This is a genomic window from Sorangium sp. So ce590 (genome assembly GCF_051521365.1).
In the GTDB taxonomy this organism is placed as follows: domain Bacteria; phylum Myxococcota_A; class Polyangia; order Polyangiales; family Polyangiaceae; genus Sorangium.
In genome coordinates this window covers 2,373,780-2,390,739 of record NZ_CP150346.1, presented here as the reverse complement: position 1 = coordinate 2,390,739, position 16,960 = coordinate 2,373,780, and the positions used below count along the sequence as shown (strand labels likewise).

15 protein-coding genes are annotated in these 16,960 nt (G+C 71.3%); 7 read left to right on the top strand and 8 right to left on the bottom strand.

The window, feature by feature from the left end; translation table 11 throughout:
• Positions 1-175: 175 nt before the first annotated feature.
• Entirely contained in the window at positions 176-901 is a 726-nt protein-coding gene (locus WMF28_RS09035) for a hypothetical protein (RefSeq protein ID WP_437601709.1), read from the top strand.
• A gap of 221 nt (positions 902-1,122) precedes the next feature.
• On the top strand, positions 1,123-2,097 hold the full coding sequence (locus WMF28_RS09030) for a D-2-hydroxyacid dehydrogenase family protein (protein WP_437604232.1): 975 nt from the start codon (positions 1,123-1,125) through the stop codon (positions 2,095-2,097).
• A gap of 39 nt (positions 2,098-2,136) precedes the next feature.
• Here the strand turns inward: WMF28_RS09030 and WMF28_RS09025 are convergent, their stop codons facing one another.
• The 8 genes from WMF28_RS09025 to WMF28_RS08990 all read right to left on the bottom strand — a co-directional run bounded on the left by WMF28_RS09025 (position 2,137) and on the right by WMF28_RS08990 (position 10,281).
• Positions 2,137-3,060, bottom strand: coding sequence for a Rieske 2Fe-2S domain-containing protein (locus tag WMF28_RS09025; protein ID WP_437601708.1), 924 nt, complete (start codon positions 3,058-3,060; stop codon positions 2,137-2,139).
• A gap of 502 nt (positions 3,061-3,562) precedes the next feature.
• On the bottom strand, positions 3,563-3,730 hold the full coding sequence (locus WMF28_RS09020) for a hypothetical protein (RefSeq protein WP_437601707.1): 168 nt from the start codon (positions 3,728-3,730) through the stop codon (positions 3,563-3,565).
• A gap of 16 nt (positions 3,731-3,746) precedes the next feature.
• On the bottom strand, positions 3,747-4,037 hold the full coding sequence (locus tag WMF28_RS09015; RefSeq protein WP_437601706.1) for a hypothetical protein: 291 nt from the start codon (positions 4,035-4,037) through the stop codon (positions 3,747-3,749).
• A gap of 586 nt (positions 4,038-4,623) precedes the next feature.
• Positions 4,624-5,538 carry an alpha/beta fold hydrolase gene (locus WMF28_RS09010; protein WP_437601705.1) on the bottom strand — a complete coding sequence of 305 codons (915 nt, stop codon included), beginning with the start codon at positions 5,536-5,538 and terminating at the stop codon, positions 4,624-4,626.
• Positions 5,539-6,180: 642 nt separating this feature from the next.
• On the bottom strand, positions 6,181-6,957 hold the full coding sequence (locus WMF28_RS09005; RefSeq protein ID WP_437601704.1) for a class I SAM-dependent methyltransferase: 777 nt from the start codon (positions 6,955-6,957) through the stop codon (positions 6,181-6,183).
• Positions 6,958-7,010: 53 nt separating this feature from the next.
• Positions 7,011-7,451, bottom strand: a complete 441-nt coding sequence (locus WMF28_RS09000; protein WP_437601702.1) for a hypothetical protein — start codon at positions 7,449-7,451, stop codon at positions 7,011-7,013.
• Positions 7,452-7,847: 396 nt separating this feature from the next.
• The gene (locus WMF28_RS08995; protein ID WP_437601701.1) at positions 7,848-8,744 is read right to left on the bottom strand and encodes a GH12 family glycosyl hydrolase domain-containing protein; all 897 of its coding nucleotides are present in this window, start codon (positions 8,742-8,744) and stop codon (positions 7,848-7,850) included.
• Between the two features lie 124 nt (positions 8,745-8,868).
• Positions 8,869-10,281 carry an L-serine ammonia-lyase gene (locus tag WMF28_RS08990; protein WP_437601699.1) on the bottom strand — a complete coding sequence of 471 codons (1,413 nt, stop codon included), beginning with the start codon at positions 10,279-10,281 and terminating at the stop codon, positions 8,869-8,871.
• Positions 10,282-10,561: 280 nt separating this feature from the next.
• Here WMF28_RS08990 and WMF28_RS08985 point away from each other — a divergent pair, with 280 nt between their 5' ends.
• The 5 genes from WMF28_RS08985 (at position 10,562) to WMF28_RS08965 (ending at position 16,796) form a co-directional block, all read left to right on the top strand.
• Positions 10,562-11,350 carry an OmpA family protein gene (locus WMF28_RS08985; protein WP_437601698.1) on the top strand — a complete coding sequence of 263 codons (789 nt, stop codon included), beginning with the start codon at positions 10,562-10,564 and terminating at the stop codon, positions 11,348-11,350.
• A 16-nt stretch (positions 11,351-11,366) separates the two neighbouring features.
• Positions 11,367-12,635 (top strand): glycosyltransferase, encoded by a 1,269-nt coding sequence (locus WMF28_RS08980; protein ID WP_437601697.1) that lies wholly within the window; start codon positions 11,367-11,369, stop codon positions 12,633-12,635.
• Between the two features lie 305 nt (positions 12,636-12,940).
• Positions 12,941-14,527 carry a serine/threonine-protein kinase gene (locus WMF28_RS08975; RefSeq protein WP_437601696.1) on the top strand — a complete coding sequence of 529 codons (1,587 nt, stop codon included), beginning with the start codon at positions 12,941-12,943 and terminating at the stop codon, positions 14,525-14,527.
• Positions 14,528-14,601: 74 nt separating this feature from the next.
• Positions 14,602-15,663, top strand: a complete 1,062-nt coding sequence (locus WMF28_RS08970) for a hypothetical protein (RefSeq protein ID WP_437601694.1) — start codon at positions 14,602-14,604, stop codon at positions 15,661-15,663.
• Positions 15,660-16,796 (top strand): hypothetical protein, encoded by a 1,137-nt coding sequence (locus WMF28_RS08965; protein WP_437601692.1) that lies wholly within the window; start codon positions 15,660-15,662, stop codon positions 16,794-16,796. The genes WMF28_RS08970 and WMF28_RS08965 overlap by 4 nt, the downstream gene beginning before the upstream one ends.
• Positions 16,797-16,960: the final 164 nt, after the last annotated feature.

The window sequence follows — 16,960 nt, the reverse complement described above, 5'->3', positions numbered from 1 at the left end:
GGGGGTGCAGCACGCCCCGTCGTGCATTCCGCGCAGCGACCCGATTTTCTCATTGAATCAGTGAAGTATCGATGAAGAGCCGCTGCCCTCGCTGACGGCGTGACTCCCGCTTCCATCAAGCGTTCATCCTCCGGCAGTTTCTGAGCACGAGGCACTTGCCAAGAGGGGACAGAGGGTGCATTCATGGCGCGCCTTGTCCTCGACGGCGCGACACGGTGACACCGAGCTACCGCAAGCGGCGGAGACAGAGCGCTTTGACGGCGCGGCGCTCGTGCTCGGCTATCTCCAGGCCAGGGCACAAGGACAAGCCGCCGCGGTGGACGCCGCGTCGCTGGTCGACGCGCTCTTACGGCGGGTGCAGGAGCTCGAGGCGAAGCTGACCGAGCTGTCGACGGCGGAGCAGCAGGCGCGAGAGCTCGATCGCTTGGTCGAGTCGCTCAAGGCGCAGAATCAACAGCTGCAAGAGACGATCCGTGCCTTGGAGATCGGGTTCCGGCGCCATGTCTCCGAGCGGGTCTCGCCGGACCAGCTGCGGCTTTCGCTGGCCGGCGAGCCAGGCGCCTCTCCGGCTCCGGCCGAGTCGCACGCCGAGGGCGTCGACGCCTCGGCCGAAGCGGCTTCGAGCGAGACCGGCAGCCCGCCGCAGGACCCCGCGAGCCCGTCGGAGCTCGCGGGAGCGGCAGAGTCGTCCTCCGGCTCCGACCACGGCGGTCGCAAGCGCGTCAAGCGCCACGACCACGGGCGCCGTCGCATCAGCGTCATCCCGAGGGCGATCGTCGAGATTGTGCCGCCGGAGGTGCTGCCCGGACGAGAGCCGATCGCCTGGGGCAGCGCGAACGCCGGCCAGCTCGGCAATGGCAGCCTGAAGGTGAACATCCCCATCGCCGTGATCGGGCTCTGAGCCTGATGCGACGACGCTTCGCTCGACGGCGGACCCAGGGGATCGTAGCGATTCCCTGGGCGGTAGCTGGCGATCGAGAGCTCGACCGGGCGAAAGCGCGGCGAAGGCAAGGCGTCGAGCGGGTACCACGCGAGCTCGGCGATCGTGCGATCCGTCGTCACACTCTCCCAAGATCCCGGAGAATCCGACGGATCGCAACGGAGTTGAAGGAGTCAGCAATGATGCGCGTGGCGATCCTCGACGACTACCAGGGCGTGGCGCTCCGGATGGCCGACTGGAAGAGCCTCCATCCGGCGGCGGAGGTGCAGGCCTTCGCCGACCACCTCGACGACCTCGACGCCCTGGCCGAGCGGCTGCGCCCCTTCGACGGCGCGGTGCTCATGCGCGAGCGCACGCCGTTTCCGCGCGCGCTGCTCGAGAGGCTGCCGCGCTTGCGGCTGCTGGTCACGGCCGGCATGCGCAACGCGTCGATCGATCTCGCGGCGGCGACCGCGCGCGGGGTCCAGATCTCGGGCACCGACATGCTGCCCTACCCGACGGCGGAGCTGACCTGGGGGCTGATCCTCGCCCTGTTCCGGCACATCCCGCGCGAGGACCGCGCCGCGCGCGAGGGCCGCTGGCAGACGACGCTCGGCCTCGGCCTGAAGGGCAAGACGCTCGGGCTCCTCGGGCTCGGCCGGCTCGGCGGCCAGGTGGCGAAGGTGGGCAACGCCTTCGGCATGGCGGTGATCGCCTGGAGCCAGAACCTCACCGCCGAGCGCGCCGCGGAGGCGGGCGCGCGCCTCGTGCCGAAAGACGAGCTCTTCGGCCGCGCGGACGTGGTGAGCATCCACCTCGTGCTGAGCCCGCGGACCCGCGGGCTGGTCGGCGCCGCCGAGCTCGGCCTGATGAAGCCCGCGGCCTTCCTGGTCAACACCTCGCGCGGCCCCATCGTGGACGAGGCGGCGCTCCTCGCCGCCCTGCGCGAGCGGCGCATCGCCGGCGCGGGGCTCGACGTCTTCGAGCCCGAGCCGCTGCCCGAGGGTCATCCGCTGCTCGCCCTCGACAACACGGTGATCACGCCGCACCTCGGCTATGTCACCGAGGAGGGCTATCGCCTGCTCTACGGCCAGGCGGTCGAGAACATCCGCGCATTCCTCGACGGCAAGGTGCTCCGCCCCCTGAATCGGCTGGCAGCAGCGCCGGCACGCCCCTGAGGGTGCCGCTGGCCGGCGTGCTCCGCGGCGGAGAGGCGCTCAGAGGAACTGGCTGCTCCACTTGCGGAACGTCATGATACCCTTTTCCCCGGCGCACAGGACGGGCTGGGGGCGATAGATCTTGTTCTCCCAGATCGGGATGTCCTCCTCGATCTGCCGGCACACCTCGGCGGCGAGGGCCTGAGCCAGGCGCAGCGCGCCGTCGTTGCGCAGCCAGAAGGCGACGCGGACGTCGATGAGCTCGTCATCGATCGGGGTGACCGTGTTCACGAAGAGGAGCTCGACGATCCCGGTGAAGCGGATCGTCCCGTACCCCATGCCGTGGCCTTCCCAGGTGATCGTGCCGTCGACCACCTGGCCGCCCGGGCCCTTCTGCTTCACCGCCGAGCGGGATCGGATGATGTGGCCCTCGAACTCGACCTCGGTCCGGGGGGGCGCCGGCATGCTGTGCACAACGACGAAGTGGGCTGGATCCACGATGTTCTCGAGCGTCTCCTGGACGTGCGTCCGGATCCTCCAGCGCTTGCTCATGCCCGGGGACCACTCCGCCGACCGCGCCTCCGGGAGCGGCGGGATCTCGAACTCGGGAGGCTCCCCGCCGAGGGCGTGGTGGACAAGGATCACGCCGTCGAGCTCCCGGACTTCCCAGCAGCGGATCCTCGCCTTCGGGGGGATCGTGTCCGCGTAGGGGATACGCACGCACACCCCCTGGCCGGAGATCACCCATCCGTGGAACGGGCACCGGATCCCGCCCTGCTCGACGCGGCCTCCCACCCCGAGGTGGGCGCCCATATGGGGGCAGTGGGCGTCGAGGACACGGGCCTCGCCGTCCTGCGTCCGGAACAGCACAAGATCCTGCCCGAAGCAGCGGAGCGGGAGGGGGCCGCCCGCGGACAGCTCGTCCGAAGACGCGACCTGAAACCAGCCTGTCGGGAACGGCTGAAGAGGGATTCGAGCGCTCACGTGGGTCTCCTCGGCTCCGCGTCTGTCGGGGTCGCCCGGGCGCGCGTGCAGCGCCGGGGGATGGGGTCGGGTCGTGCCGGCGGTCGCGGCATGAGCTCACCATCTTACGAGACCCGGGCGCGTCGAGGTACTGCCAAGCTGGCACCCGCGGGCCCCGCGCGCCCGAGCGGGCGGCCGCGCGCCAGCGTACATCGCGTGTCCGCCGCCTGACCTTGCCCGCCCGCGAGCTGCTCGCGCAACCCGTTCCAGGCTGGTCGAGCGACGACGCGACAACCGCGACCGACGCGTGCGGCGGCACCTCGACGTGGAAGAGCGTCGCGAGCAAGCGGAGCGCGAGCGCCGGGTGCTCACGGAACATCTCGACGAGGGCGTTGTGCTCGAGCGTCGGCATGACGCTCGGCCTCGAGCACACCCCATGCCGACATCAAACGACGGGAGAACGCGAGGCGAGAGCCAATTCAGGGGTGGCAGCGCCATGGCGGAGCGGCGCTGAGGTACGTGGTCATCTCGCTTTCGGCCGAGGGTTTCGAGCCGCGCAATACTCACGGAGCCACGTCATCCTTGAGCTCTCAGCGCAGCCCATCACGGCCATGGCACGCTCGATGGCGTCAAATCGCGCCTGGTCGACAGGAAGATCGAGGTCGCCGATCCAGTCAACGACGTGCTCCATGGCGAGCCCGCGACGGTCAACGCACCGGCTCGTACTCGAATGTGGCTGTTGAACCGCCGGTCACGTCATACGAATCACCCAGCACTCGGAGCCGGTAGAGCGCGGCATGCTCAGCGTCCCACACGAGCAACCCGAGTCCGATGCGGTACGACTCGTCACTCTCATGGATCGATGTCCCGCTCAGGGATGCGAACGCGGTCCAGCTCGAGCAGCCATCCACGTCGGTCGGGATCTCCGCCAGCGCCGCGAAGGACGTCCCCCTCTCACAGATTGACTCGGCCGCAGTAGACCGAAGAGAAATCACCATCGCCGATCGGATACCAAGGTCTCCTGCATCAGACACGGTCCCATCTGAAAGGCGCACATAATCGCCGGCCCCGACCTCCCGCGCCGTCAAGGTAACCGTTTTTGGCCACGTACCTGCATCAGGGGATGCGATTGAACCCCCGCCGGCCCCGACAGAGGGTGCTGTTGAGCCCCCGCCGGCCCCGACAGAGGGTGCTGTTGAGCCCCCGCCGGCCCCGACAGAGGGTGCTGTTGAGCCCCCGCCGGCCCCGACAGAGGGTGCTGTTGAGCCCCCGCCGGCCCCGACAGAGGGCGCTACTGAACCAGTGTCGTCCTCTACAGTTGCGGCCCCTCCACACCCCACGGTCACTGCCAGCAGCGTGAAGCATGCTCCAGCGCACAGTCGCCTACCGTATGTTATCGATCGGTGTCTCATTGTCTGCGTCTCCATTTCTCTTCGCGGATCACGGCGGCAGTAGCTCTCGGTGAAACATGGGGCGCCCTTCGCTAGAAGCGGACAGGCCGCTCCATGCCGACCCGGCGACGAGGAGAGCGCCGGCAGCGCCGCCGCGCGCGCCCGCGCGACGGCTGCTCAGGAGCGGCGTGGCTCAGCAGAGGAAGTCGAGGACGTCCTCGTTGAATTTTTCGGGGTTCTCGAGCCACATGAAGTGGCTGCCCCCCTCCTCGGCGCTGAAGACGATGAGCTCGGCGCCGGGGATCTGGTCGGCGACCCACTGCTGGGAGATGGGGTTGAAGATGCTCACCTCGCCTCCGACGACGAGGGTGGGCACGTCGATCCGCGGGATCACGCCCCTCCAGTCCTGCGCGGCCTGGTCCACGAGCAGCTTGGCGGCGTACTCGCGCGGGAGCTTCAGGTTCTCCTCGACGACGAAAGCGAACTGATCCGCCGGATAGCCGGGGCTGAACATGCTGGCCAGGAGGCCCTGGGTCGTGGGGATCCCGTTCGGGCCGCGCAGCGCGGCGGCCGTGTCGTAGAGCGATTGCGGGGTGAACACGGCCCCTGCCTCGGCCGCATCTTCCGCGGACCAGTCCGGCCAGGCCGTCAGCGCCGGGCCCACGTCGACAAGGATCAGGCGGTCCAGGGACTGTCCCCCGTAGTTGTCCCAGTAGCTGTAGAGCACGCCGCACCCCATCGAGTGCCCGAGGGCGGTGACGTGCTTGAGCCTCATCCCGCGGATGAACTCGTACAGATCCCTGCTGAAGCGCGCCATGCGGTAGCCGTGGTCGACCTTCTCCGACGCGCCGTGGCCGCGCCAGTCGAGCGCGAACACATGGTGATGCCGCGCGAAGGCGAGGATCTGCGCCCTGTACAGCGCCGCCGACTGAGACCACCCCGGCAGCAGGAGCAGCGGCTCGCCTCTGCCCGCCTCCAGGTAGTTGAGCGCGACCCCGTCGTCTGTCGTGAAGGTCCTGGAGCGGATGCGCGGCGCGGCGGACGCCTCTCCACCGAGCAGGTGCGTGACGGCCAGGCCCGCGCCGAGGCCCACGGCTTGCTTCAACACCTGGCGACGGGTACGGTCCGAGCTGGACGCATGTGCTCCTTGCTTCTTGTCGGTCATGACTCTTGATCTCCACCGCAGGCCGCGCGAGCACGAGGCTGTCCCCCGGACACAGCGCCGCCACGGCTGAAAGAAAGCAACCCGACGCGACCGCAACAGTCGTCGGGATTGACGACCATGACCGGCGCGCCACAGAGCAAGCTGCACATGAGCGGGCGGCCGCGGCAAGTATGTAAATGCTACTTACAAAAAACCGTAAGCAAATCTCCGACACCGGCGCTCTCCGGCGTTCACCCGCGCTGATTGCACGTCAACACCACGTGGTGTCAGGCCATACGGCTGCCCGTCCGCTGGCAGGTGTCAGGAGCGGCGGCGCCAAGGCTTGCACGTTTCGATAGGCGCTCTTGCTGCCCGCTGCCCTCCTCAACCCCTTACGCCTGCAGCGAAGCGCCCCTGTTCCGGCCCGGGATGTGCGTGCGGAGCGAGGTGAAGCTCACGACCACAAGCGCGACGGCGATGGCCATCGCGTATGAAGAAGTAGCACACGGGCGGCTGCGGCTCGAGCGCGAAGAACGAGCCCCCGGCCACCGTGCCGAGGAAACCGCCGAAGTTGAAGAACCGGCGACGCCCGGAGGGGGCGCCCGGTCAGCCGCCGCGTCCCCACGCGTGCGCCGGGGGGAGCCGCGCCTCGAACCAGCAGAACGTCTCGCGCACGTGGAAGGCGCCGCCGTCGCCGTGCTGCTCGGCGAACCGCGAGAGCGCCGCGGGCTCGATGGCCCGCGGGTCGAACCGGTCGTGCGTCGTCGCCCTCCACCACATGAGCAGCGCGTCGAGCGTCGGATACACGTGTGTCCCCTGCTGCTCCTCCAGGCGGCTCAGCTGCAGGCCGGCGCCCTCGACGTGGTGCGCGATCGCCGCGGCGTCCTCGAAGGCGAGGTCCCGGAGGATCTTCTCCCCCGAAGGGTCCGCGAGCCGCGAGAGCTCCCCGATGAGCACGGGGAGCGACGAGACGCACTGGACGAGGATGCGCCCCGCGGGGTGGATCAGGCCGCGCATCAGGCCGAGGACCGCCCGCTTGTCGCGGATCCAGTGGAACACGAAGTTCGAGAAGACGAGATCGAAGGGGCGGTCCAGGGCGACCTCGCCGAGGGTCTCGGCCGCCCCCACGTGGAACTCCAGGTTGGGCGCGCCGGCGGTGTCGCGGGCGAGCGCGATCCGCGCCTCGTCCGGATCGACCCCGATGACGCGCCCGCCGGGGCCCACGAGCTCGGCGAGCTGCTGCGTGAGGCCGCCTGTGCCGCAGCCGAGGTCGAGCACGAGCTCGCCCCGCCGCACGCCGGCGAGCTCGATGAGGCGCTCGCCGCGCCCCTTCTGCCAGAGGCTCCCTCTCCGGTAAGCCTGAGCGACACGGGAGCTGGTCATGGCTGGCGTCCTTGCGTCGGCGTCACCGTCGAGGTCCCGAGGAAGGTCACACCTCATGTCGCAGCCCCGTGATCGAAGCGCACGGCGACGAGGTAGCCGGAGCCCCGGACCACGTTCGCGGAGTGCGGGACGCCCGGCGGGATCCAGACGCTGGTGCTGGTCGTGACGTGGTGGACGCTGGAGCCGAGCTCGATGCGGTATTCGAGGCCCGTGGGGTCGGGGAGGATCAGGTTGATCTCCGGGCCGTCGTGGGTGTGCAGCGCGGTGTAGTCCCGGCGCGCCGGCTCGGCGCTGTCCACGCGGTGGACCGCCAGGTGAACCGGGAATCCCGCGGCGAAGAACCTGCGGATACACTCGACGTCCTGATGAAACGCGACCGCGGACAGCGGGCTCGGCACGTTGGCGCAGAGGACCGCCTCGTCGAGCCGCTCCCCGGCAGAGATGGACCTCGTGAGGAGGTTGAGGGTCGTGATCGGCGTCGGCGCAGACATCATGATGCTTCGTCCCCCCGGGGCGATGGCGCGGCCACCCCGCCCGCCCGTGTGTGTTGCGAGCCAGCGGGCAATCAGCAAGGCGCATGCCGCCCGGCGCCCCTCGCCGGCGTGACATCCCTTGACGCCGACGAAGCGCGCCGACGCGGCAACTCCGGCCGAAGTCGGCGAACCGCGGCGCACGTCGGGCCGAGGGCTCGACCTCCGCGCCGGGCGAGCCACCGTGACATGTCACGGCCGAGGGCGCGACATGTCACGCTCCGACCGTGACGTCGCGCGCCGCCCCAGCCCCTTTATAATGTCCAGGCCAGAGCGCTGGGGCCGTGCTCCAGCGGAGATCCAGCTTTGCCGGCCTGATCGTGCGTCGGCGCGCGCTGACTCGAGGCGCGAGGCGCGCGCTCAGTTCACGTCAACATAGAAGTCGACGCTCTTCAGGTTCGTGATCGGGCCTTCCCAGATCTCGAACCCGACGGCGACCGCGTTCACCGTGTCGCCGGGCACGCTGAGGCCGCGCGTCTCGGCGTCGCGCACGAAGTCCATCACGTCGAACTCGATCTCGTAGCTGTCGTTCCCTTCGGCGCGCACCCAGTTCACGATCGGCAGGCCGTTCACCATGCCGTTCCAGATGTTCCACGAGCCGGGGACGTTCGCGACCGTCACGCCCTGGTGCGCGGAGTTCGGCTGCCCGGCGGGCTGATAGCTCGGCGGATCGCGCAGCCACACCATGAGGTAGCCGCGGAGCTGCGTGCCGTTGCCCATCCAGATGTCGTACGCGGCGTTGTACTCGCCCTCATTGCCATTTTTGGCCCAGCGCCAGCCGGTGCGCAGGCTCGTGATGGATGCGCTCGGCGCCGGCAAACCGCAATCGGGCACCTCCCTCACCGAGTAGCGGCCGCAAAAGACGGTCGGGTACGAGGCGGGCTGCCCCATCGCGCCGGCCGTGCCGCTCATGCTCTCCACCGTGAACGACGTGCCCTCCCACGACACGGTATGGCTGCCGAAGCCGGGGCCCCAGCCGTTGGTGATGAGCACGTAGGGCGTGTCGTCGCGCGAGACGAGGCCCGTTTCGTACCGCTCGCTCGAGTTGCCGGAGCCGCTCATGGTGCCGGCGCCGAGCTCGGAGCCCGGGTTCGTGGTGCCGCCCGTGCCGCTGCTGACGCTCGCGCTGCCGCTACCTCCGGTACCTGCCGCCTCACCGCCGGAGCCTCCGTCGTCAGAAGATCCAGAGCAACCGGCGGCGAGGGCCGCCGCCAGCGTGAACCGTGCGAAAGACTCGGCCAAGGAACGCGCGCGCATGGTGCGGAACCTATCACCTGGACACCGGCGCACGGTGGCGCACGGTGGCGCGCGGTGCCGCCGAGCGCGAAAAACAGCGCGCAACTTGAACAATTGCAGCAACAACGATGGCGTCGCCGGTCCGCTAGCACTCCGGCAGATGGACCCCGACCTCCAGCGGAACCTCGACCACGTTCACCGCGAGGCCGCCGCGCGCCGTCTCCTTGTACTTCGACTCCATGTCCGCGCCCGTGTCGCGCATCGTCTTGATCACCTTGTCGAGGCTCACGAAGTGCGCGCCGTCGCCGTGCAGCGCCAGGCGCGCGGCGCTGATCGCCTTGATCGCGGCCATCGCATTGCGCTCGATGCACGGCACCTGGACGAGCCCGCCCACCGGATCGCACGTGAGCCCGAGGTTGTGCTCCATCGCGATCTCGGCCGCGTTCTCCGCCTGCGCCGGCGTGCCGCCCAGCCCCTCGGCCAGCGCGCCCGCGGCCATCGAGCACGCGGAGCCCACCTCGCCCTGACACCCCACCTCCGCGCCGCTGATCGACGCGTTCTCCTTGTAGAGAAGGCCAATCGCGCCCGCCGTCAGCAGGAACCGGACGACCCCCTCGTCCGTCGACGTCGGCACGAAGCGCCGGTAATAGTGCAGGACCGCCGGGATGATCCCCGCCGCGCCGTTGGTCGGCGCCGTCACGACGCGGCCCCCGGCGGCGTTCTCCTCGCTCACGGCGAGCGCGTAGAGGCTCACCCAGTCCATCGCCGTCAGCGGATCCCGCAGGCCCGCCTCGGGGCTCTCGATGAGCTTGCGATACAGGGCCGGCGCGCGGCGCGTCACCTTGAGGCCGCCCGGCAACACGCCCTCTGTCCGGAAGCCGCGCCGCACGCACTCCTGCATCACCCCCCAGATCCGCAGGAGCCCCGCCCGGATCTCCGCCTCGGGACGGAAGACCTTCTCGTTCTCCAGCATGACCTGGCTGATCGACAGACCGCCCGCCGCGCACGCGGCGAGCAGCTCCGCGGCGCTGTGAAACGGATACGGGAGCGGCGTCGCGTCCTGCTCGATCGGACTCTCCCCCTTCGCCGCGGCCTCGTTCACCACGAAGCCGCCGCCCACCGAGTAATACACGCGCGCGCGCAGCGGTTCGCCGCCCTTGTCCAGCGCCGTGAAGCGCATCCCGTTCGGATGAAACGGCAAGCTGCGGTGCAGGAAGGCCAGATGCCCCTTCACCTCGAAGCCGATCTCGTGCCGGGCGAGCAGCGACAGCCGGCCGCTCTGCCGCACGCCCTCGACGATCTCGCCCGCGCGCTCGACATCCACGCCGTCCGGCGTCTCGCCCATGAGCCCGAGGATCACGGCCTTGTCGCTGCCGTGGCCGCGGCCCGTGGCGCCGAGCGAGCCAAACAGCTCCACCCGGACCGCCGCGGTGCGGACGAGCAGCCCCGACGCATCGAGATCCACCGCGAACATGCGCGCCGCGCGCATCGGCCCGACCGTGTGCGAGCTGCTCGGCCCGATGCCGATCTTGAAGAGGTCGAAAATGGTAACTGCCATGGATGCTGGAACGCCGGAGAGCCCTCGCCGGAGGGCCTGTTGACGCCCACGGACACTACGAGATGGCGCCGGCCACCGCCACTGTCGCGCCAGCGCGGCGCAGGGCAGCACACCAAACGCAGCGACGGCGAGCAGGCGCAGGCCGGCGTGCCCGAGGAGCTCCGGGAGAAAACGCCCGGCGCGCCCGACACCCGCCGGCGTGGCGCCCCCGTCCCGGTGGTATACTCGGCCCGTCTTCCCGCACTTCCATCACCCTCCAAGATCCAAGATGGCAACCCCCATGCGCCATGTCCCGGCCCTGCTCCTCGCCGCCTCCCTGCTCGCCCCCGCCGCCGCGCGGGGCGACGGCCCGGCCCCCGCGCCCGCGCAGGGCGCGCAGGCCAGGCCGCCGGCGCTGGAGGTGACGATCGACCGGGCCAAGGTGGACATCAAGGGCCGCCAGATCGAGGTCAAGCTGTCGCGCGCCGCCGCCAAGGTGCGCATCAAGGTCGTCGGCCAGTCGGGCGCCGTCCTCGCCGAGGAGGAGAAGCCGTTCGGCGGGGCCGCCGCCGGCACGCCGCTCGCCGTGACCTGGACGCCCTCGAGCGACGAGACCGTCGCGCGCATCGAGGTGTACGGCCACGACACCCAGGGCTACTGGGCAGGGGTCGCGATCATCCCGTGGAACGTGAGCATCCCCCACGAAGAGGTGCAGTTCGAGACCAACTCCGACGTCATCCGGGCGCCCGAGGTGCCGAAGCTGGAGGCGAGCCTCCAGAAGATCGCGGAGATCGTCGCGAAAACCAGCGAGCTCGGCAAGATCACCCTGTTCATCGCCGGCCACACGGACACGGTGGGCAGCGTGGAGCACAACCTCGCCCTGTCGCGGCGGCGCGCCCGCGCGATCGCCGCCTGGTTCAAGGGCCGCGGCCTGAAGCTCCCGGTGGCCTTCGAGGGGCTCGGCGAGTCGGCGCCGCTCGTGAAGACAGCGGACCAGACGGACGAGCCGCGCAACCGCCGCGTCGACTACATCCTGTCGATCGAGCCGCCGCGGCTGCCGTCGAGCGAGGCGTCCTGGAAGGCGCTCTGAGGCGAGCCGGCCCCTGATGAAGACCACCGTTCTCGCCGTGGGGACCCGGGGCGACGTCCAGCCCGCCATCGCGCTCGGCAAGGCGCTCTCCGCCCGCGGCCACGCCGTCCGCGTCCTCGCCGGCAAGAGCTTCCACGGCTGGATCGAGGCGCACGGGCTCAAGGCGACGCCGGCCAGCGTCGACACGGTCGACATCATGGAGAGCGACCTCGGCAAGGCGTGGGTGTCGCGCGGCACCGATCCCCTGGCCCAGCCGCGGATCCTGCAGCAGATCATCGATCGCTTCGGCGCGGCGATGGCCGAGGACGCCCTGCGCGCCTGCGAGGGCGCCGAGCTCATCCTGAGCAGCTTCACCTCGGACTCGTACGCGGCGTCGATCGCCGAGGCGTCCGGCGCGGTGCAGATCAGCATGCCGCTCCAGCCCTCGATCCTGGCCACGCGCCACGGGCCGACCGCGACCGTCGCCCCCGTCCCGCGCCGCGACAGCCTGCTCAACCTCCTCGTCGGCAAGCTCCTGATCGAGCCGACGGTGTGGCGCTGGTACGGCGGCGTGACAAACCGCGTGCGCACACGGCTCGGCCTGCCGCCGCAGGACCGACGGGGGTACCTGGCCGCGCTGCGCCGCATGCTGGTCGTCCACGGCTACAGCGCCCACGTCGTCCCGCACCCGCCGGACTGGCCGCCGAGCTTCCACACGACAGGCTACTGGTTCCTCGACGAGGGCGGAGACTACCAGCCGCCCGAGGCGCTCGAGCGGTTCCTCGCGGCGGGCGAGCCGCCCGTCGCCCTCGGCTTCGGCAGCATGACGTCCCACGATCCCGGCGCCACCACCCGGCTCCTCGTCGACGCTGTCGTGCGGAGCGGCCGGCGCGCGGTCCTGCTCTCGGGCTGGGCCGGGCTCGGCGACACGGCGCTGCCCGACTCGATGCTGCGGGTCGACGCCGTGCCGCACGACTGGCTCTATCCGCGCGTGGCCGCGGCGGTGATCCACGGGGGCGCCGGCACCGTGGCCGCGTGCCTGCGCGCCGGGCGGCCCTCGGTGGTCGTCCCGCACCTCGGGGACCAGCTCTTCTGGGGGCGGCGCGTCGAGGAGCTCGGCGTCGGCCCGCGCGCCATCCCGCGGCCGCGCCTCACCGCCGAGTCGCTCGCGACCGCGATCCACGCCGCCGCGACCGACCCCGGCATGCAGCAGCGCGCCGGGGAGCTCGGCCGCAAGATCCGCGGCGAGGACGGCGTGGCGACGGCGATCGACCACATCGAGCGGCACCTCGCGGCGCGGGCGTGACGTACGCGTCGTGCTCGGCGAGACGCTCGCCACGAGCACGCTCTCATCTACGCCGCTTCATCCTGGCTCACCCCGGCACGCCCGGCGTGCCCCCGGAGGCCCGGCAGCGCAAGGGAGTCGGCGATGGGCGCTCGAGCGCCCGTGAGCGCCTCGCCGCCGCGGGCACCGATCATCGAGCCGCCCACGACGTGTCCGGGCACACAGTTTTACCCGAATGGAATAATTCACAGGGATTTTGCGTCCTGCGCGTCCGTGACGGCTCTCCGAAGTATGTGCTCCCCCGGATCTCGGCTAGCCTGGGGCCCATGGCGGCGGCTCCCGTTGCGGTAGGTGATGTGCTCGCGGGCAAATACCGCGTGGAGCAGGTCGTTGGTGCGGGCGCGATGGGCACGATCGTCGCCGCGTGGCACATGGAGCTCGATCAGCGCGTCGCGATGAAGTTCCTGCACGCACCCGGCGTCGAGGGCGGCGACCCGGCGGAGCGGTTCCGGCGCGAGGCGCGCGCGCTGGCCAGGATCAAGAGCGAGCACGTGGCGCGCGTCCTGGATGTCGGATCGCTGCAGGACGGAATGCCCTACATGGTGATGGAGTTCCTGGACGGGAACAACCTCGCCGAGGAGATCCGCGGGCGAGGGCCGCTGCCCGTGGTGGAGGCGGTCGGGTACATCCTCCAGGCGATCGAGGTCATGGCCGAGGCGCACGCCGCGGGCATCGTGCACCGCGATCTCAAGCCGGCCAACCTGTTCCTCGCGCGCCGGCCCGACGGCGGGCGGATCCTCAAGGTCCTCGACTTCGGTATCTCCAAATCGCTGCTCGGCGGCTCGCGCGACGAGCTGGCCCTGACCAAGACAGCGGCCCTCCTCGGATCACCGCTCTACATGTCCCCGGAGCAGGTGCGCTGTGCCAAGGACGTGGACGCGCGCACCGACATCTGGGCTCTCGGCGTCATCGTGTACGAGATGCTGACCGGGCGGACTCCCTACAACGGCGACTCCGTACCGCAGCTCTTCGCGTCCCTGCTCCACGAGGTGCCCCCCACGATGGCCCAGCTCCGCCCCGACATCCCGCGCGAGCTGGATACGGTGGTGATGCACTGCCTTGCCAAGGAACCCGAGCACCGGTGGAGGAACGTCGGTGATCTGGCGTATGCGCTCCTCGGGTTCGGTCCAGCCGGGGGCCACGTGCACGTCGAGCGCGCGCGCCGCGTGCTCGGGCTCTCGGACACCGGGCTGCCGCGGCTCAGTCAACCCGGCGTGACGTTCGGCCCGCCCGGCGTGACGTTCAGCCCGCCCGGCGCGCTGACCGGGGGCGCGCAGCCCGGAGCGCGCCTGTCGGTGCCGCACGGCGGGCCGTCCACCGCGGCGTCCGTGGAGATGGGTCCCACGGTGAGCTCGTGGAGCCAGACGGGCCAGCCGCCGCGCGCAGGGCGCAAGAGCGCGTTCGTCGGCCTGGCCCTCGCGTCCGGCGCCGCCCTCGCCGTCGGCGCCGCGATCTCGCTCGGCGCGGTGCTCTTCCTGCGCTCCGGGGGCACAGCCGGCGACGGACAGGCCCCCGCGCCCGCGGCGACGCTGCCGCCGGAGACCGCAGCGCCGGAGCAGGCGCGCGGAGCGCCGGAGCAGGCGCGCGAAGCCGCGCCCGGCGCCGCGAGCGTCGCCGCGCCCGAGGCGGCCCCCCCCGCGCCGGAGCCGTCCGCGCCGGAGCCGCCCGCGCCTGCCAGCGGCGGCCCGGCAGCGCCACCGCCGGCGGCGTCCTCCAGCCCGCCTGCGCCTGCCGCCGCCGCCCCGCCGGCGAGCGCCGTGGCCCGGCCCGCCGAGCGCCCGCAGCCCGGCCCGGGCGCGCGCCCGGAGCCGCGTCGGAGCAACGAGATCAGCGACTTCGGCGGGCGGCGCTGAGCGCGGCGCCCGCGTCAACCGGACAGCGGCCCTCGGGCCCTGTCACGGACAGCTTGGAGGAGAGTACAGGACGAATGAGATGGCATCAGCGAAGCATCGCACTCCCCGCCTGCCTGGGTCTGTGCGCGGCGTTGATCTCCGGGGCGCTCCCCGCGCGGGCGGAGCCGAGCGCCTCCGAGAAGGCAACGGCGGAGGCGCTCTTCGACGCGGCGCTCGATCTGATGAAGCAGGGGCGCAGCGCGGAGGCGTGCCCGAGGCTGGAGCAGAGCCACCGCATCGACCCGGGGATCGGCACGCTCCTCTACCTGGCCGAGTGCTACGAGAACACGGGCCGCACGGCGAGCGCCTGGGCCACGTTCCGCCAGGCCGCGTCCGAGTCGAAGGCCGCAGGGCAGGCCGATCGCTCCCGCAAGGCGCAGGCGAGGGCGGCCCGGCTGGAGCCGAGCCTGTCCAAGCTGAGCATCAGCGTCGCGCCGGAGAACACGTCAATCGAGGGGTTCTCGGTGCGCTCCTCAGGAAACCCCGTCGAACAGGCGGTCTTCGGCATCGCGATCCCGGTGGATCCGGGCGAGATCACGATCGAGGCGAGCGCGCCGGGGCATGAGGCCTGGACGACGACCGTGAAGCTGGGGAGCAACAAGGCCGCGACGAACGTCGATGTGCCGCCGCTCAAGCGGGTCGAGGGACCGCCGCCCACCCCGGTAGAGCCGCCGCCCAGCGAGGCAGGTGGCCCTGCGCCGGCGCCCGCGCGCGGCGCGCCGGCGGCACCGGCGCCGGCGCCGGCGGCGGGCGGCGACACGATGCGCCTGCTCGGCCTCGTCGTGGGCGGCGCGGGCGTCGTGGGGCTCGGCGTCGGGACGTTCTTCGGCTTGAAGGCCATCTCGAGGAACGGCGACGCGGAGGGCTACTGCAAGGGCGGCAGCACGTGCGAGGATCCGCGCGGCGTCACGCTGACCGAGGAGGCCAGCAGCGCCGCCACCGTCTCGAACATCGCGTTCGGGCTCGGGGCGGCCGCGGTCGTCGGCGGCGCCGTGCTGGCGTTCGTCGTGGCGCCGGCGCAGTCGTCGCGCGTTCAGGTGGGGCCGATCGTGGACGCGCGCAACGTCGGGCTGCGCGTCGGAGGGACCTTCGAATGAGGCGCATGATCGGGCTCCTGTCGCTCGTCCTGCTCGCCCCGCCGGCGCTCTTCGGCTGGCTCGGCTGCCACGCCATCGCCGGCATCGAGGACCGCACCTACGTTCCACCGGAGGAGCAGCAGGAGCCTGACCCCGTGAGCGAGGCGTGCGCGTCGTACTGCGCCGACGTGATGGCGAACTGCACGGGCGAGCATCAGGCCTACTCCACGCTGGACACCTGCCACGGCGTGTGCGCGGCGCTCCCGCCGGGCGATCCCCTGGAGCCGGTGGACAACACGCTCGCCTGCCGCGCCCGCCAGGCGGGCCTGGCGGGGCTCACCGGCGAGCCCGCGGCGCACTGTCCGGCGGCGGGCCCGGGCGGCGACGGGGTCTGCGGGAGCAACTGCGAGAGCTACTGCATGCTGCAGGCGGCGGCGTGCTCGCCCGAGCTCGACACGCACGAGGAGTGCATCGCCAAGTGCGCGGGACTCCCGGACGCCGACGGGTTTGACGTCATCGCGAACCACGAGGGCGACACGCTGCAGTGCCGCCTCGTGCACGTGAGCTCCGCGACGGTCGACCCCGACGAGCACTGCGTTCATGCGAGCCTGATGCCGGTGGAGCCGTGCGCCGAGCCGGAGGGGACGGAGCCGACCTGCGAGGGCTACTGCCAGGTCGTCATGATCTCGTGCGCGGGCGAGCTGGCCGTCTACGAGTCCACCGAGCAGTGCCTCGCCGTCTGTGCGGCGCTCCCGCCCGGCGGCACGGAGCACCGGACCGAGAACACCGTGGGCTGCCGCCAGTACCACGCCTACAGCGCCATACTGGCTCCGGACACCCACTGCGGGCACGCTGGGCCGGGCGGCGACGGCCATTGCGGGACCGACAGCGACGCCACGACCACGGGCAACTGCGCGTCGTACTGCACGCTGCTCGAGGCGGCCTGCAATGACGCCTTCTACGATCTGTTTGGCGGGGACCGGGCCGCGTGCGAGCTCGATTGCGGCGCGGTGTCGGGAGCGGGCCACGACTCCGGCTACGCCGTCGCGAGCGCCGAGGGCGACACGCTCGCCTGCCGGCTGCTCCATGTCAGCCGCGCGTTCGAGGATCCGAGCGTGTGCGCCGCGGCGGTCGGCGACGCCCCCTGCCAGTGACGGAGGGCGGCGCCGCGCCGCCCTGTGGCTCTCGATGACGGCGCGCTCCAGGGCGCGGTAAGCGCGCGGTGCTGACCGACGAACAGCTGCGCGACTTCCACGAGGCGTTCAGCTCGCTGCACAGCGTCACGTCGAAGATCATCGGATGGCTGCGAGAGATGCCG